General features: G+C 65.3%; 28 protein-coding genes. 25 read left to right on the top strand and 3 right to left on the bottom strand.

The features are described from left to right. The first annotated feature begins 54 nt into the window (after nt 1-54). Nucleotides 55-1,356, top strand: coding sequence for a cytochrome P450 (locus ACWW1C_RS00790; RefSeq protein ID WP_455981659.1), 1,302 nt, complete (start codon nt 55-57; stop codon nt 1,354-1,356). Here ACWW1C_RS00790 and ACWW1C_RS00785 read toward each other — a convergent pair. The 3 genes from ACWW1C_RS00785 to ACWW1C_RS00775 are packed head-to-tail and all read right to left on the bottom strand — an operon-like array spanning nt 1,353 to nt 4,220. Next, entirely contained in the window at nt 1,353-3,149 is a 1,797-nt protein-coding gene (locus ACWW1C_RS00785; protein ID WP_455981658.1) for an acyl-CoA dehydrogenase, read from the bottom strand. The genes ACWW1C_RS00790 and ACWW1C_RS00785 overlap by 4 nt on opposite strands. 44 nt (nt 3,150-3,193) lie before the next feature. Continuing rightward, the gene (locus tag ACWW1C_RS00780; protein ID WP_455981657.1) at nt 3,194-3,886 is read right to left on the bottom strand and encodes a TetR/AcrR family transcriptional regulator; all 693 of its coding nucleotides are present in this window, start codon (nt 3,884-3,886) and stop codon (nt 3,194-3,196) included. Between the two features lie 43 nt (nt 3,887-3,929). After that, complete coding sequence (locus ACWW1C_RS00775) at nt 3,930-4,220, bottom strand: hypothetical protein (RefSeq protein ID WP_455981656.1); 291 nt, start codon at nt 4,218-4,220, stop codon at nt 3,930-3,932. 109 nt (nt 4,221-4,329) lie between these two features. On the opposite strand from ACWW1C_RS00775, the gene ACWW1C_RS00770 reads away from it, so the two are divergent. The 24 genes from ACWW1C_RS00770 to ACWW1C_RS00655 all read left to right on the top strand — a co-directional run bounded on the left by ACWW1C_RS00770 (nt 4,330) and on the right by ACWW1C_RS00655 (nt 18,445). After that, complete coding sequence (locus ACWW1C_RS00770; RefSeq protein WP_455981655.1) at nt 4,330-4,536, top strand: helix-turn-helix domain-containing protein; 207 nt, start codon at nt 4,330-4,332, stop codon at nt 4,534-4,536. Beyond that, complete coding sequence (locus tag ACWW1C_RS00765) at nt 4,533-5,744, top strand: hypothetical protein (RefSeq protein ID WP_455981654.1); 1,212 nt, start codon at nt 4,533-4,535, stop codon at nt 5,742-5,744. Before ACWW1C_RS00770 ends, ACWW1C_RS00765 begins: the two co-directional genes overlap by 4 nt. After that, nucleotides 5,741-6,058 carry a hypothetical protein gene (locus ACWW1C_RS00760; RefSeq protein WP_455981653.1) on the top strand — a complete coding sequence of 106 codons (318 nt, stop codon included), beginning with the start codon at nt 5,741-5,743 and terminating at the stop codon, nt 6,056-6,058. The genes ACWW1C_RS00765 and ACWW1C_RS00760 overlap by 4 nt, the downstream gene beginning before the upstream one ends. Nucleotides 6,059-6,081: 23 nt before the next feature. Further along, entirely contained in the window at nt 6,082-6,465 is a 384-nt protein-coding gene (locus ACWW1C_RS00755) for a hypothetical protein (protein WP_455981652.1), read from the top strand. After that, the gene (locus ACWW1C_RS00750) at nt 6,455-6,718 is read left to right on the top strand and encodes a hypothetical protein (RefSeq protein WP_455981651.1); all 264 of its coding nucleotides are present in this window, start codon (nt 6,455-6,457) and stop codon (nt 6,716-6,718) included. Before ACWW1C_RS00755 ends, ACWW1C_RS00750 begins: the two co-directional genes overlap by 11 nt. Nucleotides 6,719-6,838: 120 nt before the next feature. After that, the gene (locus ACWW1C_RS00745; RefSeq protein ID WP_455981650.1) at nt 6,839-7,222 is read left to right on the top strand and encodes a CDGP domain-containing protein; all 384 of its coding nucleotides are present in this window, start codon (nt 6,839-6,841) and stop codon (nt 7,220-7,222) included. A 100-nt stretch (nt 7,223-7,322) separates the two neighbouring features. After that, nucleotides 7,323-7,607 carry a hypothetical protein gene (locus ACWW1C_RS00740; RefSeq protein WP_455981649.1) on the top strand — a complete coding sequence of 95 codons (285 nt, stop codon included), beginning with the start codon at nt 7,323-7,325 and terminating at the stop codon, nt 7,605-7,607. Further along, a complete protein-coding gene (locus tag ACWW1C_RS00735) occupies nt 7,604-7,930 on the top strand; it encodes a hypothetical protein (RefSeq protein ID WP_455981648.1) in 327 nt (108 codons plus the stop codon). Before ACWW1C_RS00740 ends, ACWW1C_RS00735 begins: the two co-directional genes overlap by 4 nt. Further along, nucleotides 7,927-8,121: a hypothetical protein gene (locus tag ACWW1C_RS00730; protein ID WP_455981647.1), complete on the top strand. Its 195-nt coding sequence runs from the start codon at nt 7,927-7,929 to the stop codon at nt 8,119-8,121. Before ACWW1C_RS00735 ends, ACWW1C_RS00730 begins: the two co-directional genes overlap by 4 nt. Then, on the top strand, nt 8,118-8,633 hold the full coding sequence (locus tag ACWW1C_RS00725; RefSeq protein ID WP_455981646.1) for a hypothetical protein: 516 nt from the start codon (nt 8,118-8,120) through the stop codon (nt 8,631-8,633). Before ACWW1C_RS00730 ends, ACWW1C_RS00725 begins: the two co-directional genes overlap by 4 nt. Then, nucleotides 8,633-8,980, top strand: coding sequence for a hypothetical protein (locus ACWW1C_RS00720; RefSeq protein WP_455981645.1), 348 nt, complete (start codon nt 8,633-8,635; stop codon nt 8,978-8,980). Before ACWW1C_RS00725 ends, ACWW1C_RS00720 begins: the two co-directional genes overlap by 1 nt. Continuing rightward, a complete protein-coding gene (locus tag ACWW1C_RS00715) occupies nt 8,977-9,411 on the top strand; it encodes a hypothetical protein (RefSeq protein ID WP_455981644.1) in 435 nt (144 codons plus the stop codon). The genes ACWW1C_RS00720 and ACWW1C_RS00715 overlap by 4 nt, the downstream gene beginning before the upstream one ends. Before the next feature lie 81 nt (nt 9,412-9,492). Continuing rightward, complete coding sequence (locus ACWW1C_RS00710; protein WP_455981642.1) at nt 9,493-9,825, top strand: hypothetical protein; 333 nt, start codon at nt 9,493-9,495, stop codon at nt 9,823-9,825. Further along, on the top strand, nt 9,818-10,180 hold the full coding sequence (locus tag ACWW1C_RS00705) for a hypothetical protein (protein WP_455981641.1): 363 nt from the start codon (nt 9,818-9,820) through the stop codon (nt 10,178-10,180). The genes ACWW1C_RS00710 and ACWW1C_RS00705 overlap by 8 nt, the downstream gene beginning before the upstream one ends. A 261-nt stretch (nt 10,181-10,441) precedes the next feature. After that, on the top strand, nt 10,442-11,221 hold the full coding sequence (locus tag ACWW1C_RS00700) for a hypothetical protein (RefSeq protein WP_455981640.1): 780 nt from the start codon (nt 10,442-10,444) through the stop codon (nt 11,219-11,221). 207 nt (nt 11,222-11,428) lie between these two features. After that, nucleotides 11,429-11,731, top strand: coding sequence for a hypothetical protein (locus tag ACWW1C_RS00695; protein WP_455981639.1), 303 nt, complete (start codon nt 11,429-11,431; stop codon nt 11,729-11,731). Continuing rightward, nucleotides 11,728-12,408: a hypothetical protein gene (locus tag ACWW1C_RS00690; RefSeq protein ID WP_455981638.1), complete on the top strand. Its 681-nt coding sequence runs from the start codon at nt 11,728-11,730 to the stop codon at nt 12,406-12,408. Before ACWW1C_RS00695 ends, ACWW1C_RS00690 begins: the two co-directional genes overlap by 4 nt. Before the next feature lie 411 nt (nt 12,409-12,819). Continuing rightward, nucleotides 12,820-13,167, top strand: coding sequence for an HNH endonuclease (locus ACWW1C_RS00685; RefSeq protein ID WP_455981637.1), 348 nt, complete (start codon nt 12,820-12,822; stop codon nt 13,165-13,167). A gap of 34 nt (nt 13,168-13,201) precedes the next feature. Next, on the top strand, nt 13,202-13,630 hold the full coding sequence (locus ACWW1C_RS00680; RefSeq protein ID WP_455981636.1) for a hypothetical protein: 429 nt from the start codon (nt 13,202-13,204) through the stop codon (nt 13,628-13,630). An 18-nt stretch (nt 13,631-13,648) separates the two neighbouring features. After that, on the top strand, nt 13,649-14,032 hold the full coding sequence (locus ACWW1C_RS00675; protein ID WP_455981635.1) for a hypothetical protein: 384 nt from the start codon (nt 13,649-13,651) through the stop codon (nt 14,030-14,032). After that, a complete protein-coding gene (locus tag ACWW1C_RS00670) occupies nt 14,016-15,470 on the top strand; it encodes a terminase (RefSeq protein WP_455981634.1) in 1,455 nt (484 codons plus the stop codon). The genes ACWW1C_RS00675 and ACWW1C_RS00670 overlap by 17 nt, the downstream gene beginning before the upstream one ends. Next, nucleotides 15,467-16,942 carry a phage portal protein gene (locus tag ACWW1C_RS00665; protein WP_455981633.1) on the top strand — a complete coding sequence of 492 codons (1,476 nt, stop codon included), beginning with the start codon at nt 15,467-15,469 and terminating at the stop codon, nt 16,940-16,942. The genes ACWW1C_RS00670 and ACWW1C_RS00665 overlap by 4 nt, the downstream gene beginning before the upstream one ends. Beyond that, nucleotides 16,920-18,266 (top strand): VG15 protein, encoded by a 1,347-nt coding sequence (locus ACWW1C_RS00660; RefSeq protein ID WP_455981632.1) that lies wholly within the window; start codon nt 16,920-16,922, stop codon nt 18,264-18,266. Before ACWW1C_RS00665 ends, ACWW1C_RS00660 begins: the two co-directional genes overlap by 23 nt. Further along, nucleotides 18,263-18,445, top strand: coding sequence for a hypothetical protein (locus ACWW1C_RS00655; RefSeq protein ID WP_455981631.1), 183 nt, complete (start codon nt 18,263-18,265; stop codon nt 18,443-18,445). Before ACWW1C_RS00660 ends, ACWW1C_RS00655 begins: the two co-directional genes overlap by 4 nt. The last annotated feature ends 86 nt before the right edge of the window (nt 18,446-18,531 follow it).

The raw sequence follows: 18,531 nt of genomic DNA, 5'->3' as shown, positions 1-18,531 counted from the left end.
CTTAATGTCTCGCATGTCTCATCCGGGCGTCCACCGCAGTCGGAAGGAACCGCAATGCAGCTAGGTCTCTGGTCCCGTTGGCTGGCGCTGCACGGCGTGCCCCGGACGTTCCTTCGGATGCAGGCACGCCGCGGCGATCCCATGGCCGCCGTACTGACCAACCACGGTCGGGGCCTGGATCCATACCCGTACCTCGAGCGACTCCGAGCGCAGGGGCCGTTGGTACGGAAGTTCTATGTGTGGGCTACCACCGATCACCAGATATGCCGGGACATCTTGCGCGACAGACGATTCCGCGCAACTGATCCCACCCAGATGGAATTGCCCGGGCCCCTGCGGGCCCTCATCGCCCGCACCGACCCCGGCGTGGCCAACCCGGTCGAGCCGCCCGCGATGGTGGTCGTTGAGGCGCCCGACCACACCCGCTACCGACAGGCGGTGTCACAAAGCTTCACCCCACGCGCAATCGATCGGCTGACCACTCGAGTCACCGACGTCACGGCGGAACTCATCGATCGACTCGCCGCAACATCGCACGCCGACCTCATAGCCGATTTCGCCGCTCGACTGCCGCTCGCGATCATCGCCGAAATACTCGACCTTCCGGCAGTGACCCACCCCGATCTCCTGCAGTGGGGGTACTGCGGCGCACCGCTGTTGGATATCGGCATCCCATGGGCCACGTATCGCAATGCGATCGACGGCCTCCGGGACGCACATCACACCCTCCACCAGCGATTCGACGAAGTGCGCGCCGGGGAGCCCGGAGACAGCCCCTTCAATCGACTGGCCGCCGACAACACCCTCGGCGCGCACGAGTTCACGGCGAACGCCGCGCTCCTGATCGGTGCGGGATTCGAGACCACCGTGAATCTGATCGGCAATGGCATCGTCCACCTACTGCAGAATCCCGACCAGTTGGCTCGGCTGCAGGCTGAACCGGAGCTCTGGCCGCGTGCGATCGAGGAAATCCTGCGGATCGACAGTCCGGTGCAGATGACCTCGCGCACCGCGAAATGCGATGTCGAGATCGCGGGCCAGCTGGTTCGGGCCGGCGATATGGTCGCGCTGTTCCTCGGCGGCGCGAACCGTGACCCACAGGTTTTTCCCGAACCCGCCCGTTTCGACATCAGCCGCGAGAATGCCCGCGAGCACCTGGCATTCGCGTCCGGTGTGCACGCGTGCCTGGGCGCAGCGCTGGCCCGCATCGAAGGTGTCACGGCGCTGCGAACCCTGTTCGAGGCATTCCCTGACCTACACCTCACCGAGCCGCCGAGTCGCCGCGGCCTGGTCAATCTCCGCGGATACTCCACACTCCCGGCACAGTTGGGGACACGACGGGTGGTGAACGCCTAGAACCAGCTGTCCCGCATCTCCAGCGTCGTGCGGTCCAGCGACTCCAACAGGTCCAATTGCGGTGCGGTCTTGGGCAATTCGAACCGGAAGAAGTACCGGGCCGCCTGGCGCTTGCCGTCATAGAAGTCGCCGTCCTTGCCGGCGGCCGCGACGAACTGCTCGAGCCACAGCCACGCGACCACGACATGCCCGAACGCCTCCAGGTAGACGTGGCTGTTGGCCATCACCGCGGGGACGTCGCCCGAGCCGAACATGCCGGCCGTCACAGCCACCAACCGCTGCCAGGACGCGTCCAGCGCCGTCGCCAACTCCGCGCCCTCGCCACCCAGCTCGCCGGCGGCCGCCACAGTCTTGCCGATGACCTCGCCCAACGCCGCCAGGCTGGCACCGCCGCGTTGAGTCACCTTGCGGCCCAACAAGTCCAGGCTCTGGATACCGTTGGTACCCTCGTGGATCGGGTTCAGCCGGTTGTCCCGGTAATGCTGCTCGACGTCGTATTCGCGGGTGTAGCCGTATCCGCCGTGCACCTGAATCGCCAGATTGTTGGCTTCGAGACACCATTGCGACGGCCAACTCTTGGCGACCGGGGTCAGGATGTCGATCAACAGGCCCGCAGCATCTGCCTCGGCGTCCGTCTCCGCGCTGTGCTGCACATCCACCAAGCGGGAGCAGTACAGACCCAGGGCCAGTCCGCCTTCGACATAAGCCTTCTGCGCCAGCAGCATTCGCCGGACGTCGGGATGCTCGACGATGGGCACCTGCGGCGTCGTCGGGTCCTTGACGTCCAGCGGACGGCCCTGCGGCCGCTCCCGCGCGTACTGCACAGACTTGAGGTACCCCGTGTAACCCAACGACACCGCACCCATGCCGACGGCCAGACGAGCCTCGTTCATCATCTGGAACATGTAGACAATGCCGCGGTGCGGCTCGCCCACCAGATAGCCGACCGCGCCGTTCTCGCCGCCCGGATTGAATTGCGTATCACCGAAATTCAGCACGGTGTTGGTGACTCCGCGCTGTCCCATCTTGTGATTGAGCCCCGCGATGGCGACGTCGTTGCGCTCGCCGATCGACCCGTCGGCGTTGACCAGGTACTTGGGCACGATGAACAGCGAGATGCCCTTGGTGCCGGGAGGTCCACCGGGGATCTTGGCGAGCACCAGATTGATGATGTTGTCGGTGATCTCGTGCTCGGCGCCCGAAATCCACATTTTCGACCCGAACAGCCGGTAGGTGCCGTCGTCGCGCGGTTCCGCGCGGGTGGCCACGTCGGCGAGCGACGACCCGGCCTGCGTTTCCGAGAGCGCCATGGTGCCCGAAAAGCGGCCTGCCAGCATGGGTTTGACGTAGGTCTCGATCTGTTCGGGCGTCCCGAACTTGGTCAGGAGATTCGCGTTGGCGATGGTCAGCATCAGGTAGCCCGACGTCGACACGTTGGCCGCGGCGATCCACGCGAACGCCGCCTGCGCCACGACGGCGGGCACCTGCGCCCCGCCGACCGACTCCTCCATCGACATGCCGATCAGGTCGGCCGCGACGAACGCGTCCCAGGCCTCTTTGACCTCGGGGACCATCGTGACGGTTTCCCCGTCGAAGGTCGGCTCGTTGGCGTCGCTCTTCTTGTTGTGCGGCGCGAAGTAGCGTTCGGCCAGCTGCTCGCTGAGGTCCAGGACGCCGTCGAAGGTCTCGCGCGAATGGTCGGCGAACCGCTTGCGGCCGGTCAGCTCGTCGACCTTCAGCCACTCGTACAGCAGGAAGTCGAGGTCCCGTCGGGACAGCAGCAGAGATTTCATCGGACCTCGGTCACCTCTCGGTAGCGCTGATCGGTTCTATGCGTTCATGCTCCGCCGCCGAGCGGATCCTCGGTGCGGATCGTTTCGTCGCGGATCAGTCCGCGCAGCAGTGCGGTGCTGAATTCGACGGCGATTTCGGAGGCCGTACGCCGGCCGTGCGGCCGCAGCCACCGGTAGGCGCCCAGCGTCATCCCGATGTAGCCGAGAGCGAGCACATGCGAGTCGCAGTCGTTGAACTCGCCGCTGGCGATGCCCCGGTCGATGACGTCGCGGACATGCTCGTAGACCGTCGTTTCCGCCTTGCGGATATAGGCGACCTGCTCCTCGGTGAACCATTCGGTGATGTACGGCCCCTCCTGGAAGTACACCGCCGCGGATTCCAGGTCGGTGGCGATGCCGGTGAGCAGGCGCCGGGTGAAGTTGAAGATGGTCTCGCGCGCCGAGGCCGTCGGGTCGTCGTGCAGGGCGTCGACGGTGAAGTCGGCGGTCGACTTGTAGATGTCCCAGAGGATCAGCGACTTGCTGGCGTAGTAGTGGTAGACGGTCGCCTTGTTGAGCCCGACGGCGTCGGCGACGTCGTCCATGCGGGTCCCGTGGTACCCGCGGGCCGCGAACAACTTGGCGGCGACCGCCAGCAACTCCTCGCGCCGCGACGAGCCGTTGGACCCGTTCGACGCAGCTGATGCCCCCGCGGGCGCTCCCGTGGCAGAACCTTTTGGCGACGACTCTGTGGACATGTCAGCTCACTCTATGCAGCCGGGCGCGGGGCCCGGGACCCAATCAACTGGTTGGTCCCGAGACTAGGCCACCCCCTCCACCCTGGGGCGGAGGGGGCATCGTGCCGTCGATCAGCCACCGCGGACTGACCCCGCACATCACTGCAATCTCGTTCAGCACGAACTTCTTCGGCGGTTGACCGACGTCGCGGCACCAGCGAGACACGGTCTCGCGGCTGACCTCGAACTTCTCCATCAGGTCTTTGTGCTTCAGGTCCGCATGGCTCAGAGCCATTTGGATTCGCCATCCGAGCGTCAGTTCAGGGACTGGCGCCCAATCAGTTTGCTCGCTCATGTGCCTAATTATGGCGCATGTCGGACGCTAGTCAAGATACGGCCGAAAGGCGCAACACGCCGACGTACGACGATTGACACACTATGCCGCATTGCGGCATGGTGACCGCATGCCAACGCCGACCCCCGACGAACTCATAACCGCGTCGCAAGCTGGCCGCATCCTCGACCGGTCTTATCGCACAGTCCTACGACTCATGGAGCAAGGCGAACTGTCCTGCGCCATGAAGGTCCCGGGGCCGAACGGCGCCTACCTGTTTCGGCGTGCCGATGTCGAGAAGCTGGCCGCCGACCGTGCCAAGGCGGCCTCCGCGTGAGCGCTGTGAAGCCCCGGGGTCTCGCGGCGCGGCTCTCGGACGTGCCCGCGGTGCCTGACCGCAGCGGTGTCCGGGCATTGCTCGACTCTGCCGACGCGGTCGCATCGCGCATCGTCGGTGACCCGGTCATCGACGCCGAGGTGGTGCGCACCGCCGACGAGTGGGCCGAGGTCATCAAGGCGGACCTGTCGACCGCTGTGCAGGGGATTGTCGCGGCCGGCCAGCACCTGGCACGAGCGAAGGCCGATGTGCGGCATGGCGAGTGGCTACCGATGCTCAAGCAGATCGGTATCAGCCAGTCGGCGGCCAAGCGACTCATGTCCATCGCGGCCAACCCGGCAATTTCGAATCGCCCAACCTTGGGCGATTTGCCCAGCTCCATCGTCGCGCTGGCTGAACTCTCACGCCTGCCGGCTGACGAGATCGAAGCGGGCATCGCTGACGGTTCGATCACGTCCGACATGACGATCACGAAAGCCAAGGACCTTGTTGACCCGGGTCGGGCTGACGTCGCCGATCCCGCCGCAATCCGGGACGCCGCCTTCGACGAGCTGGTGCGAACCCAGACGGTAGACGCCGCCAGCGCCGAGGCTGCCGGCATCTACAACGTGGACACCGAGATCACCGTCCTCATCTGCCCGGCCTGCGGCGGCTGGGAGCCCAATGAGTCCCTGATGGGCAACAACCACGGCATCAGCCGCCACTACCTCGTTCAGCTCGACAATGGCGAATGGGCTAACGGCGGCAAGTACTTCGGCCAGATGTGGTGCGTAGCACTAGACCTCACCGCCGCACACGCCTCTAACCCGAACGTCGTCCTGAGCCCGCGCCAGATCGCGATGCTCGGTCGGCTGCGGCCCGAAGTCCGAGAGCGTTACGACCACGAAGTGGCCGCCGTATCCCAACGCCGCGAAGAACTCGCGGCGCACGTGCCTCCTGCCCCGGCGTCACGCGCGTCGAAATCATCTGCGCCGCAGCAGAACCGGCAACCCCTGGCGCTCCAAGCTCAGAACGCCGGACTCGACCTGCAACGCGCGATCCGCCGCATCGAGCGCCTGTTCAACGACGCCAACAACGCGCAGCGCAAGAAACTGGCCCCGGAACTGACCAGCCTGCTCAACAACGCGATCACCAACTGCCGGCTCACCATCCAGCACATCGAGCACCCGGGCGAGGTATTCATCGACACTGTAGGAGCGGACTCGTGACCACGCCGACGGCGCGCCCACCATTCCGCCCGTGCTTCTCCGGCTATACCGAACCTCGCAGCGGCAAGCAGTACCGCTGCATGCGGACCAACGGTCACGGCGGCACCCACACCTGCGCCGGCGTCTCCTGGTCCGATGCCGAGGCCGACTGGCTGACGACGCCGGTAGTGGAGCTGCCCGCTGAAATTCGTTGCGACAGCATGCATGTCGGATGCTGCTCGAAGGCCCTGTATGCCTGCACGCGGGAATCCGGCCACGCGGGCAACCACGTCTCTGGGATCGTCACATGGACCACCGACAGGGCCGTCCAGTGATCACCCCGGTAGCCGCTGCGGCGATGCTCGATCTGCTGCACACCCAAGGGCTGAGCCCTACCGAACTGGCTGCGCTCGACGCTGCACTCAACGGATACGACTGCCCGGAGTTCGTCGTCTGGTGCTGGTGCCCGAGCCCTGGCTTGCAGCCTCTGCAGTTCGACCCACCGTGCCGTGGTTTCTGGATCGCGACCGACATCAACCGCTGGGTCTACAAGATTCATTCGACCGGCAGGAAGCGTTGGACCGCAACGCTTTCAACCGATGACGGCGACATGGAGCTGACGCCCCGGGCCTCGTTCGAAGCGGCCGTGCTCGGCTGCGAGGCACACCGCCGCCAGCTCCGCATCATCGGTACCGGGACCGTCGCTCGACACCTCCTTAGGAGCGGCAGCGGTGGCTCCTAACGCGCCCCAGGCGCTGGTACGTCGTGCGTTCGCTCTGTTCCGCGAAGGCGGGGTGCAGGCCCGTGAGGCCCGGTTGTCGGTCGCATCGTTCGTCACCTGGCGCGCCATCACCTCGACCGATGACCTCACTCACCGCGACATCGCGGCCATCGTGCACACGCTCGAGTACTGGAAGGCGTGCGGAGAGATCGAGTACCGGTGCCGCCGAATCGCCGAACAGATGGCGACGGCCGCCACGACTTCCGGCGGATAGCCGCCGGAACGGCCGGTGCCCTGGGGTTGGGGCACCGGTCACCCACCACAGAGAAGATGCCGCCCCCGTGGATGGCGGGGGCGGCGAGACACACCGAGTGACCAGTTGAAAGGACTCGAAATGTCAACAACCAGCATAGAACACCACTTCCGGATCGCCCGTCGCGTCGTCGGCGCTGCGCTGGCGGTCCTGGTGCTCGCAGGCATCGGAATCGGCTACGCCACCGACGCCAAGGCCGCTCCGTCTGGGATCGCCTGCCAGACCGTCCCGTGGGGCGTCCTCTTCTCGCAGCGCCGCACACTGTGCGACACCCCGGTTCACGCAGACGGTTCATGGATCCGTGAGCGCACCATTTGGTGGCCCAAACGCTGGGTGCCGGTGTGCGGCTACTACTCGTGCTGGGGTGGCTACTGGCAGCCGGAAGGCGGGAACCGCGAAACCTACCCCGTCACGCCTGACACGGTGCTGCACGACGAACCCGGCCACCTTGGGGCGGTGGCCTGATGCGGACGTTCCTTCAGAATCTCGCTGGCATCGCGACACTGCTCGGTGGACTCGCTCTCGTGATCTACGGGCTCCCGCTGATGGTTTGGGCGGTGCAGGCATGAGCGACATGACCAACGCGATGTCACCCGTAGACCATCTGCTGTCTCCTCTGCGCGGCCTGGCCGCCGCGGTCGCTGGCGCCCTGGCCGACGCGCCGCTGAACCTTCTGCAGGCAGCCCGTCTCGCGAACAATGCCGGCACACTGTCCTTTCAAAAGCTGGCGCTTCAAGACGAATTCGGCATCTGGGACAACGGCGACGAGTTCGTGATCTCCGGATGGCCCGACGACCACGCCGCCGAGCTGCTCGACGACTGGCGCCGCGACGAATGGTGGAAGTCGTGACGGACACCCTCGTGGCCGGCGTGGCGCTCGGCATGGTCATCGGCGTCACCCTGCTGCTGCGGTCGGCATTCCGCCACCTCGTCCGGTCCACGACAAATCCGGTCGAGCGTGACGAGCAGATCGCCGAACTGATCGCGCACCACTGGGTAGACGCCGATCTGCCTGACCGGTACATCGACCCGGAATTCCGTTGCGGCGGTTGTAACTTCGTTGGGCCGACGCGACTTCACCACGCCCGCCATATCGCCGCGGCGATCCGCCGCCTGGACGACGCCGACCAGCGGGTAGTCGTGCAGCTGCAAGGCCGGTCCCGGTCGCCGTGAGCAGTATCGCCGAGCAGAAGGCCCGTTACCTGGCCGACCCGAGGCAGTGCGTCGACTGCGGCGGGCACCCGGCCGCCGGCATGCCGCGCTGCTACAGCTGCCACGACAACTGGAAGGCGGCGCAACTGCCGCCGCCACCACCGTTCCTCATCGAAATCACCTGGACCGACAAGAAGAAAGCCAACCAGTGACCACCTTCAGCAACACGTACTTCGCAGACAATAAGGGAACCCTGACTGCCGCTGGCGAGAACGCCGTGGCCAGTGGCCTTGCTGTCCTGATCGACGCCGTCACCGCCAACAACTACGAAAAGGGTTGGCGCATCGACCCCGAGAAGCTTGACCGTGGCGCACCGCTGCCAGCTCCGCGCAACGTCGGCGAATTGACCGCGCTGCTGCACTCCGAGGTGACGGAAGCCTTTGAAGCGCACCGTAATAACGAGCCGCCGTTGTGGTTCGAGTATGAGATTCCTGGCCCGAATGGCGAGACTCTGAAAAACAAGCCGACCGATGGCTTTTCGGATCAACCGTCATTCGGTGGTGCTCTCGGTAAGCCTCAAGGCATCGCCTCTGAACTTGCCGACGTGATTATTCGCGTGCTCGATATGGCGGACGAACTCGACATTCCACTGATCGCTGCAGTGATCGACAAGCACCGGTACAACCAGACCCGGCCGTACCGCCACGGAAACAAGGCGTGCTGATGAGTGACATCGATGACCGCGAGCGCGGCCTGTACGCCAAGTATTCGATCTATCGCAATACCGATGCTGGACGGGCGATTGTGCCGCTGACGGATCCGGCATTCGTGCTGCGGTACACCACTGATCCGCACGCCGCCGTCGCCCTGGGCGCCTACGCCAACTCGTGCGAGGCCGACTATCCGAAGTTGGCTGCTGACCTCCGTGACGCGCTGCGCGGCCAGCCCGAATGCGAGTGCGTCGAACCGGCCTGTCAATGGTGCGACATCCATGGCGAGACAGGCAACCGCGACGACGAAGACCAGGACGACACCGATTGGACCCACAGCACCGGAAATGAGGTCCGATGAGCGCCGACCTGACCGAACGCACCAAGGCCGCGCTTGAAGGCGTCACTAAAGGTCCGTGGCGGCACTGCACCGCACCGAGTAACGACAGCGACGAGACGCACGCAGAATGGCTGGCCGGCACGCTGATCGGCCAAGGCGAAGAACTCCACGTCCTGATTGCCGAGAGCCCGGACCCGAAGTTCGCGTACATCGTTCCCGCCGTGACGGGCGACGGGCCGAGCAGCTCGCGGAACGCCGAGTTCATCGCAGGGGCGCGGCAACTCGTCCCGGAGCTGCTGGCCGAGGTTGTGAAGCTGCGCGCCCGAATCGAAATCATCAGATGTCTATCCAGCGCGAACGCCAACGCTTTTCACGTGATTGGCGACGTCTGCCGCGAGAAGGCGTGGCTGGACATTCTGGCCGTCATCGAACAGGAGTCGCCCCGTGGGTGATCTGCCGGCCGGGGTCGTATTGATCGTCGTGGTGCTGTTCCTGGTGCTCGTGTTCGGGTTGGCGGACAAGGGGCTGATCTGATGCCGCCAGCTCTCCACGCCGAGCCGACAGCACGCACGCACCACACCTGCGACGACTGCGGCCGGGCCATCAACCCGGGCGAAAAGTACGTGCGGTCGTTCGTGATTGACGACTGTGGCCGGTTCACGTGGAAGCGCTGCGCTCACTGCCGCGCGTTCCTGCACCTCTACTGCGACCAGATCAATCCGGCCTGGTGGGACGAAGGCATCGGCGACGACGACATCGACGAGTGGGAACCGAACACACCCGCAGCTGTCGAGCACAAGCGGCGGCGACTGATCGGATGGCGTCACGGCCGTGACCTCTACCCGATACCGGCCGCTGATGGCTGACGAACCGGTTGTCGACTTCGACTCGCGCCGTCGTGCCCGAGAGAACGCTGCTGCTGCCGACCGCGCACGCCAGCAGCGCGAACGCCTCAATGAGACCCGTACCGCGCACGCACCGCTCACGCGTGAGCAGTCCAATGCTGTTGGGGCGCATCGTCGCACGGTCACAGCGCAGGCCGACTCACGGCGGAACGCTCTGCGCATCGCCAACTGTCAGCTGTGCGACGCCGATGGCTATACGCCGAATCGAACGATCTGCGACCACATCGATCACCGGCCGGCGGCCGCGCGCGGAATGGCCGCTGTGCGCGCGGCGATGGGATGGAACGAGGGCGAGGACGTGGCACACGATGACTGAACGTCGTTGCCCGGGAAGCGATCTCTTGCCGTTGTCGGTGTTCTTTCGCGACGGAAGGCAGCGCTGCATCTGTCGGCGCTGCGGACGTGAGTACGGGTTCGTGAATTACCCAAAAATGCGACCACGCATCCACAACGGACTACCGCCGCTAGCGGACGGTGGTTGCCCCTACCGCTGCGATCCGTGCTGTGACTTCGACTGCTACTTCCCGCGAAAGGAGGCCTGATGCTTACGTACGACCAACGCAGACGGTGGGCGCGCATGGTGCTCCAGTCGGAACTCACAGCGGCCCAAAAGACCGTCCTGTTCGCCCTGGAGACGTACGCGGACTGGTCCGACGGTACGAATGCCTTCCCGGGCGAGATTCAACTCTCAGAGCTGTGTGGCATGACCACCCGCGCGATCCGCATGGCCCTGGACCGCGGCAAGGCCCTCGGGCTGATCCAGCAGACGCAGCGGGCAAACCCGAAGGCGCACAAGGCTGCGGTCTACCGGCTCGTCGCACCGGGATCAATCGTGGGGGTCGAGTCCGGTTCTACCGGAACGGTGGTTCCTGTTGAAACTCGTTCTACCGGAACCACCGTTCCTGTGAACAACTCTTCAACCGGAACCACCGTTCCTGTTGAAACTCGTTCTACCGGAACGGCTGTGCAGTTTCTACCGGAACGTACGTTCCTCCCACCAGAGACCTATCACCATCAATCAAGGGTGTTACCTAACTGGGGTACGTCACCAGAGCTGGTCCCCGGTGCACACACCATCGATCCTCCATCGCCCTTCTGCGACAAGCACCCTCACGGCTATCGCGGTTCGTGTGGTGACTGCGGCAACGCTCGAACGCACCGCAAGGCATGGATGGCCGCACAGGCCGAGCACGACGCCGCGATCGAGCTGGCCGAGGAAGAACGGCGCCGTGAGCGGCGCCGGGTGATCGCGGCCTGTACGGACTGCGACGACTTCGGCCGACTCGATGACCTGAGTCCGTGCCACCACCGAGGCCAGCCACCCGATCGACTTCCGCCGGCGGTCGGACATGGCTAGCCGTCGGATGGCCGATGACGTGGACTACCGCCGAGGCCCAGCGCGGCGAGGCTGCACACCAGACCCCGTCCTCGCCGTCTACGCCGAAACCCATGCGCTGCACCGTCATTGCCCACAATGCGGCGCCGTGCCCCGCGAGTTCTGTCACTGGCCCAACGGCCACCTTCGCAAGACACCCTGCCAACCACGAACCAAGGAGACCAGCCAGTGACCAACCTCGGCCTAGTGCCCGACGAGCCGTTCGTCAACGGCGTCGGTGGCTTCAGCCTCGCCCTTGCTCTGAGTGAATTTACTGATGCTGCAACGGAATACTTGAAGCCATTCTTCGGGGTGTTCAGCTGGACAGATGCGAGTACGGACGCCCACGCAGACTGCGCGCACAGACGCTTCCTGACGGCCGGACTCTGGCTCTTCTGCGAACTCAAACGGCGCGGCGGCGTCATGACACCGATCGATGCCAACTACGACGACGCAACCGTGGCCGAGCTGCTCGGAGGAATGCAAGGATGAGCACGGAGTTCTACCTGTCGCGACACGAGCAGCAGTGGCTGCGGGACAAGCTGGGCGAACTGCCCGGCCTGATCGAAGACCTCGCGGTCACCGAGACTCGCCAGGCCAGCATCATTCGCCCGGGCCTAGGCAAGCTCAAGCACTGCAGACCAGGACCACAGTTGCCGTTCAATTTGGAAGCCGCAGAGAAGTCAACCGAACTGGACCGGTGCCTCGCAGGCTGGGTCCGGTTCGTCTGCGTCCATCGCAAGATTCACTACACAGGCGGCAGAAGTGCACTGTCGCACGGGAACTGGCTCAAGCGCCACATCACCGACCTTGCCCTGATTGACGGTTCACAAACCGCCTACAAGGACATTGCCGGTCGAATCCTGGAGTGCCGCGAGGTTATTGACCTACCGGCCGATGACTACATACCGACGGATCACAAGCGTGTGGCGCGCGCCAATCGACAGGTTCTCACCGCCCACCAGATTCAGCAAGTAGCAGGCAGGTCTGGACACAAGACGCTCACGGTAAAGCGGATCCAGAACATGGCAGCGAACGGCCACCTGCGGCCGGTGAAGACAGACCCAGACACAGGCACCAAGTTCTACCGGCTCGGTGACGCGTTGAAGGCACACAGCACCACGGCCGAACGCAAGGGAACGACACGCCGCACGACTCATGGTGCTTGACGTTGTAGACCCCTCGACGGTTAGGCTGCACGCCGTTGGCTGAGTCTTATGCTCGCCTTCTCGAATCGCCCCTGACGCCTTCCCGACGTTGGGGGCGATTCGCGTTCCATGGGCTGCCCGCCACCCTCTAAACCCAGGGCTGCCCACCGCCTTTAATCCGGCGGACGCCGGGCCAGGGTTGTGAGGGATCGCCCCGGCACCTACCCCCTGGGCGGGTCGACCCGACGTCTTGCGCGCGCGCCCCTCAGGGCATAGGCAACCGCCCCCCCTAGTCCGGAAATCCTCACCCGGTGGAACGTGAGCGATTCACTTTTTTGGTGGCGCCAGCGACCCGATCTGCCGAAGGTCAGGGCGGCGGCCGTGCGGGTTCGATTCCGCAGAACGGCGTACAGGGCCGATTGGAGCAACCAGATGGCACGGACGTCGCGGAGCGGCTCGGGCCGCCAGCGCAACACCACGCAGCGTGACCGCGACCGACGCCTGATCGCCAACGGACACCCGGCCTGCGGCAGCGCGCATCACGTCTGCAACCTGAGGCACCCGCCATGCGGCATCTGTGGCGAACCGATCGACTACACGCTCCCGTACCTCGACCCCGGCGAGTTTGTAGTCGACCACGTCATCCCGATTCGTCACGGCGGCGCCGACGTGCTCACGAACAAGCAGGCCGCACACCGAAACTGCAACCGCGACAAGTCCGACAAGATCGCCCATCAGGCTGGGGTCACCTTCGTGACCGAGCGTTGCTGGTGGGAATAACCCAAACCTCACACGGCCGGAAGGAGGCCCCGCGATGTTGCATGCTGTCACCACGACACCCGATCAGGCGCCCGTTCCGGACGGCCTGATCACCGATGGCCCCGGTGAGCACCTGTGGACCTCGGTGACCACCGAGTACACGCTGCGCCCTGACGAACGGCGCGTCCTGGAGGACGCCGCCCGACTGGCCGACGCGATCGCCGACCGCGACACGCTGATCACCGAGCTGGCCGCGTCGATCGGTGGAACCCTGACCGTCGCAGGGTCGCAGGGCTACAACCGCCGGCCAAATCCGCTGCTCGGTGTGGTCCGCGCGGAGCGAGCCGAGCAGCGCAAAGATCGGCTTGCGCTCGAAGGCATGCTTGCACGACTCAAGCTGGCCGACGTTGACCCGCCGGCACCGCCCGCCGGCACCGGCCAGACTCGCTCTGGCGACGGCGCGGGCGCCGCGGCGCTCGCCTGACCGGGCTGCGTGATGGCAGTGGCCCGCAGACGCACACCGACACCGGAGGACCGCCCGAACCTCACCGTCGTCGGATCCGCCGAGCAGACCGAACCGACAACGACGGTCACCCAACCGGAGCAGTCGAGCGAATCGCCGTCGATCGAGTCGCCGCAGTCGCTCAGTGAAGCCCTCGACAACGGCGGCGATCTGCTCACGATCCTGCTGGCCCAGCAGCGGTCACTGGCCGAGATCGCCGAGCACGGTAAGGCGCCGGACCGTATCCGGGCGCACCAACAGCTGACCACCTTGTCGGAGAAGATCGCCGCAATGCGCCGCGCGGCCGGCGACGACCCGGACTCGATTGTCGACGACGCTCCGGACCAGCCATGGGATGGCACCTGGAATGGCCCCGGTTACTGACCAACGCCCACTGCACGAGGTCGCCCGTCACGTAATCGTTCCCGCCGGTGTCGCTTCGACCGGGTGGCCGCAGGTCCGCAACACTTGCCGCAACCTGGGCTGGCGCTTCGACCGGTGGCAGGCCGGGGCCGGCTGGGTCATTCTGGCCAAAGACGCCGACGGCCACTACGCCGCCGACACCATCGTCATTTCGATCCCGCGCCAATGTGGGAAGACGTTCCTGGTCGCCTGCATCGTCTTCGCGCTGTGCCTGATCAGGCCGAACTTGACGGTGGTGTGGACCGCGCACCGCAAGACGACCGCCGTCGAGACGTTTGAGTCGCTCGCCGGCATGGCCGTGATGCCGCGGGTGTCTCCGTACATCGAGAATGTGCACCGCGCCCGTGGTTCTGAGCAGATCGTTTTCAACAACGGGTCGCGAATCCTGTTGGGGGCCAGAGAAACTGGATTCGGCCGAGGAATCCCCAACGTTGGGGTGATCGTCGCGGACGAAGCTCAGATCCTCTCTGAGGGCTTCATGGAGGACATGGCGGCCACGCAGAACACCGTCGAGAACCCGCTGTTCTTCATGATGGGCACCCCGCCGCGTCCCCAGGACAACGGGGAAGTGTTCGCCTCGATGCGCCAGGAAGCCATCGACGGCGAGGTCCATGACACCTGCTACATCGAGTTCTCGGCTCCCGAGAAGGCCCGCGACGATCCGATGAACCCTGAGTACATCGCCGAGGCGAATCCGTCGTTCCCGCACCGCACCTCGTGGCGCGCGCTGATGCGGTTGCGCAAAAAACTCAAGAACATCCACGCGTGGTGCCGCGAAGCGCTCGGCATCTGGGACGAAGTGATCGTCGACAAGCCGATCCTGACCCAGGGATTCTGGGGCACACTGCGCGCCGACGGCCCCGATCATCACGTGGCGCCGAATGGGCTCAGCGTCGACATGAGCCACGGCGGCGACATCGCCGTGAATTCTTGCTGGTTTGACGGGGACGACGGCGACACCGCCCACCTGGAGTTGATCTGGGCCGGCACAGACATCAAGGCGTGCATCGACTTCATCGCGAAGGTCGCCGGACGCCGGATCGAAGTACTCATCGACGACCTCTCCCCGGCCGCGCAGATGATCCCGGACTTGATCGCCCGCCGCGTCAACGTCCGGCGCGGCACCACACGCGACATGGTCAAGGCCTGTCAGCGCTTCGAATCTCGTGCGTTGGCAAGACAACTGAGCCACGCCGGCCAAGACCCGGTTGACAAGGCGCTGCGTGATGCCCGCAAGCGCAAGATCGGCGACGCCGGTGGCTGGGGATTCGACCGCCGTGACCCCGACAGCATCATTCATCCGATCGTGGGCTTCGCGCTCGCGTTGTTGGCGGGGACCGAAACACACCGGCCTGCAAGGGAATCCAGACGACGGGGAAGGAGGGGAGGCGTTTTATGACCGCTGCGCAATCACGGACCCTGCGTCTACCTGGCGTCGATGATGACACCAACGATCTGATTAACCATCTGGTCGCCGAGCTCGCGGCGCGCACCCGCCGAAACTACTTGCGCGCCTGCCGTTATGACGGCAAGCACTTTGTGAGACGGTTCGGCTCCGGGATCATCCCCGATTCGTATTTCAAGCTGGGCCTGGTGCTCGGTTGGCCGGCCAAGGCTGTCGATGTGCTGGCCCGGCGCTGCAACCTCGATGGATACGTCTGGCCAGATGGCGATCTCGGCTCCTTGGGCTACACGGAGGTATTCGACGACAACTACTTCGGCGCCGAATCCTCCAGTGGCATGATCTCGTCGCTGATCCACGGCCCCGCGTTCCTGATCAACACCATGGGTGACGCGGACGAGCCGAAGTCGCTGATCCACGTCAAAGACGCCATGAACGCCACTGGTGACTGGAACGGCCGCACCCGCCGCCTGGACAACCTGATGTCGATCATCAAGCGCGACGCCGAGGACTGCCCTACCGAGTTCAACCTGTACCTCGCAGGCAAAACCCTGATCGCGCAGAAGGATGCCGGCCGCTGGCAAATCGACTGGAAAGAGCACCCGTGGGGCGTGCCGGCCGAGGCCGCGGTCTACAAGCCCCGGGTCGGCCGCCCGTTCGGATACTCGCGCATCTCCCGGCCCGTCATGTCCATCCATGACCGTGCGCTGCGCGTGGTGCTCCGGATGGAGGGCCACGCGGACCTGTTCAGCTTCCCCGAGTTGTGGATGCTCGGCGCGGACCCAGCTGACGTCTTCACTGACGACAACGGCAATCCGCTGCCGACGTGGAAAGCCATGATGGGCCGGATCAAAGGCATCGCCGACGACGATTCGGCCGTCGAAGGCAAAGAGCGCGCCGACGTCAAACAGTTCCAGCAGTCGTCGCCGACGCCGCACACCGAGCTGCTCAAGCAGGCCGCCAACGACTTCGCCGGTGAGACCGATCTTCCCGTCTCGGCTCTCGGCGTGCAGGCCGCCGTCAACAGCACCACTGCCGACGGCTCCGACAATGCCGAAAAGCAGCTGATCGCCGAGGCTGAAGGCGCCACCGATGACTGGTCGGTGCCCTTCCGGCGGGTCATGATTCGCGCCCTTGCCATCCAGAACGGCCTGCACGAGGTCCCCGCGGAATGGCGCACCATCGACACCAAGTGGCGCAACCCGGCCTACCTATCGCGTGCCGCCCAGGCCGACGCTGGGACCAAGCAGTTATCGGTGGTCCCGTGGCTCGGCGATACTCGAGTCGGACTGGAGCTGCTCGGTTTGAGTGAGCAGCAGATCAAGGCCGCGCTCGCCGAAAAGCGTGGGGGCCAGTCCGAGAAGCTGATCGACCGGATCACCGCCGCGACACCGCCACCGCCGCCGAACGGTGCGACAGCTCAAGCATTGCAACAGGATTCGGCGAGTGCCGCCAGTAGCGGTTCCTGAGTTCCAGAACCTGCTGACCGGTCTGGCCAATGACCTCGGGCAGCAGATCGACAAGCTCGGCGTCGCGGTCGACCGGCTCGACCAGCGTGAACTGCTCGCGTTCATCAGCGACGCTTACCCGCAGCTGATCACCCCGTATCTGGCCGGTTCGGCGACACTGACGGCCACCTGGTACGACGAACAACCATCGACGCCGCTGCCGGCAGGCGCGGCACCGTTCATCGCCGAGCCTGCCGAGCTCGCACCGATCGAGCAGCTCGCCGCTTCGGCGCGGTGGGCAATGCTGCAACCCAAGCCACTGACCGCGCTGCAACGCACCGGCACCCGCGCGGTATTCACGGCCTCGCGCGACACGGTGATAGCCAACACCGCACGAGAGCGGGTCCGTTGGGCACGGCACGCTTCGGCCAACGCGTGCGGCTTCTGCCGCATGCTGGCCACCCGTGGCGCGGTGTACCACACACAGGCCCTAGCGCGGAAGTCGCACGATGGGTGCCACTGCCTGGCAGTTCCCGACCGTGACGGCCTGTACGTGCCAGCGCCGTACGTCGAGCGATGGACCGACGACTACAACCAGGCACGCAGCGACGGCGCCCGTACGCCCGCACAGATCGCCAACGCGATGGACAAGGCGGCCGGCGGGCGGCGCGCATCGAGCAGCGGTCGCTCGGCGCAGAACGCCACGGACGCGTCCAAGGCGTCCAGACGTGTCGCCACGCCACCGACCCCGCCGATACCGCCGGCCCGGGGCGGCCTCGGCCAGCCATCTGGGCCGGACCCGAAGTGGCTCCGGCAGAGCCGCGCTCACGTGTCCGGTCTCACTGGCCGGTACCGGCAGTCGGTTATCGGCTACACGGGCCAAGACCACGAGCGCATCAACGGCTGGCTGCGGCGTGAGAGCACCAAACCGGATCCGTGGGTGCAGGCCCGCATCAAAGACCTCGATGCGGTCCTGGCCGCCAACCCGCTACCCGGGCGAACCGTGTTGACCCGGACGGTGGACGTCGATGCGTTCGGCATCACCCGGGGCGACGACCTCGCCAAGATCGCCGGGGTGCCACGGATCGAACGCGGCTACATGTCCACCACCCGACTGCCTGGCGGTGGAACTACCAAGGATTACAAGACGCCGGTGCGGTTGACGGTCATGGCACCCGCCGGCACTCCGGCTGCCGCGATCGAAGACATCTCGAAGTTCCCCGGGCAGGGCGAAATACTGCTGGGCCGCGGGCTGCGATACACGATCGTCAATCCGGCGTACGATGAACGGCTAGGAATGTGGCGAGCCACGATGCTGATTGAACCGGGAGGTGGGACACGATGAGCGCACTCGATAACGGCACGCTTGGAACCGAGGTCATCACCGACCTTGCGGAGATCGCGAAATCCCGAGCTGCCTACCTGCAGGAGTACGGCTACCGCCTGCCCTTGCAGGACTCCGAACGTGAGGCAGGCCTCACCGACGCCGACATCTGGCGATTCACTGAGTCGGCGGCGAGCTAAGCAAATCGCCCAAGGTTGGGCGATTTAGCCTCACCGCCCTAACGAAAACCCCGTAACCCGTCGGTTGCGGGGTTTTTTCGTACCCA

It is taken from the genome of Mycobacterium sp. HM-7, assembly GCF_053852335.1.
Note: the sequence above shows the minus strand (reverse complement) of the source record. Positions and strands in the feature narration are given on the sequence as shown.

Excerpts from the sequence above, each read along its gene's own strand:
- ACWW1C_RS00755 (WP_455981652.1), top strand. The coding sequence starts at position 6,082 with ATGCTCGATCTGCTGCACACCCAAGGGCTGAGCCCTACCGAACTGGCT.
- ACWW1C_RS00655 (WP_455981631.1), top strand. The coding sequence starts at position 18,263 with ATGAGCGCACTCGATAACGGCACGCTTGGAACCGAGGTCATCACCGAC.
- ACWW1C_RS00720 (WP_455981645.1), top strand. The coding sequence starts at position 8,633 with ATGAGTGACATCGATGACCGCGAGCGCGGCCTGTACGCCAAGTATTCG.
- ACWW1C_RS00740 (WP_455981649.1), top strand. The coding sequence starts at position 7,323 with ATGAGCGACATGACCAACGCGATGTCACCCGTAGACCATCTGCTGTCT.
- ACWW1C_RS00705 (WP_455981641.1), top strand. The coding sequence starts at position 9,818 with ATGGCTGACGAACCGGTTGTCGACTTCGACTCGCGCCGTCGTGCCCGA.
- ACWW1C_RS00785 (WP_455981658.1), bottom strand. The coding sequence starts at position 3,149 with ATGAAATCTCTGCTGCTGTCCCGACGGGACCTCGACTTCCTGCTGTAC.
- ACWW1C_RS00710 (WP_455981642.1), top strand. The coding sequence starts at position 9,493 with ATGCCGCCAGCTCTCCACGCCGAGCCGACAGCACGCACGCACCACACC.
- ACWW1C_RS00770 (WP_455981655.1), top strand. The coding sequence starts at position 4,330 with ATGCCAACGCCGACCCCCGACGAACTCATAACCGCGTCGCAAGCTGGC.
- ACWW1C_RS00700 (WP_455981640.1), top strand. The coding sequence starts at position 10,442 with ATGGTGCTCCAGTCGGAACTCACAGCGGCCCAAAAGACCGTCCTGTTC.
- ACWW1C_RS00715 (WP_455981644.1), top strand. The coding sequence starts at position 8,977 with ATGAGCGCCGACCTGACCGAACGCACCAAGGCCGCGCTTGAAGGCGTC.
- ACWW1C_RS00775 (WP_455981656.1), bottom strand. The coding sequence starts at position 4,220 with ATGAGCGAGCAAACTGATTGGGCGCCAGTCCCTGAACTGACGCTCGGA.
- ACWW1C_RS00780 (WP_455981657.1), bottom strand. The coding sequence starts at position 3,886 with ATGTCCACAGAGTCGTCGCCAAAAGGTTCTGCCACGGGAGCGCCCGCG.
- ACWW1C_RS00745 (WP_455981650.1), top strand. The coding sequence starts at position 6,839 with ATGTCAACAACCAGCATAGAACACCACTTCCGGATCGCCCGTCGCGTC.
- ACWW1C_RS00690 (WP_455981638.1), top strand. The coding sequence starts at position 11,728 with ATGAGCACGGAGTTCTACCTGTCGCGACACGAGCAGCAGTGGCTGCGG.
- ACWW1C_RS00680 (WP_455981636.1), top strand. The coding sequence starts at position 13,202 with ATGTTGCATGCTGTCACCACGACACCCGATCAGGCGCCCGTTCCGGAC.
- ACWW1C_RS00665 (WP_455981633.1), top strand. The coding sequence starts at position 15,467 with ATGACCGCTGCGCAATCACGGACCCTGCGTCTACCTGGCGTCGATGAT.
- ACWW1C_RS00670 (WP_455981634.1), top strand. The coding sequence starts at position 14,016 with ATGGCCCCGGTTACTGACCAACGCCCACTGCACGAGGTCGCCCGTCAC.
- ACWW1C_RS00790 (WP_455981659.1), top strand. The coding sequence starts at position 55 with ATGCAGCTAGGTCTCTGGTCCCGTTGGCTGGCGCTGCACGGCGTGCCC.
- ACWW1C_RS00685 (WP_455981637.1), top strand. The coding sequence starts at position 12,820 with ATGGCACGGACGTCGCGGAGCGGCTCGGGCCGCCAGCGCAACACCACG.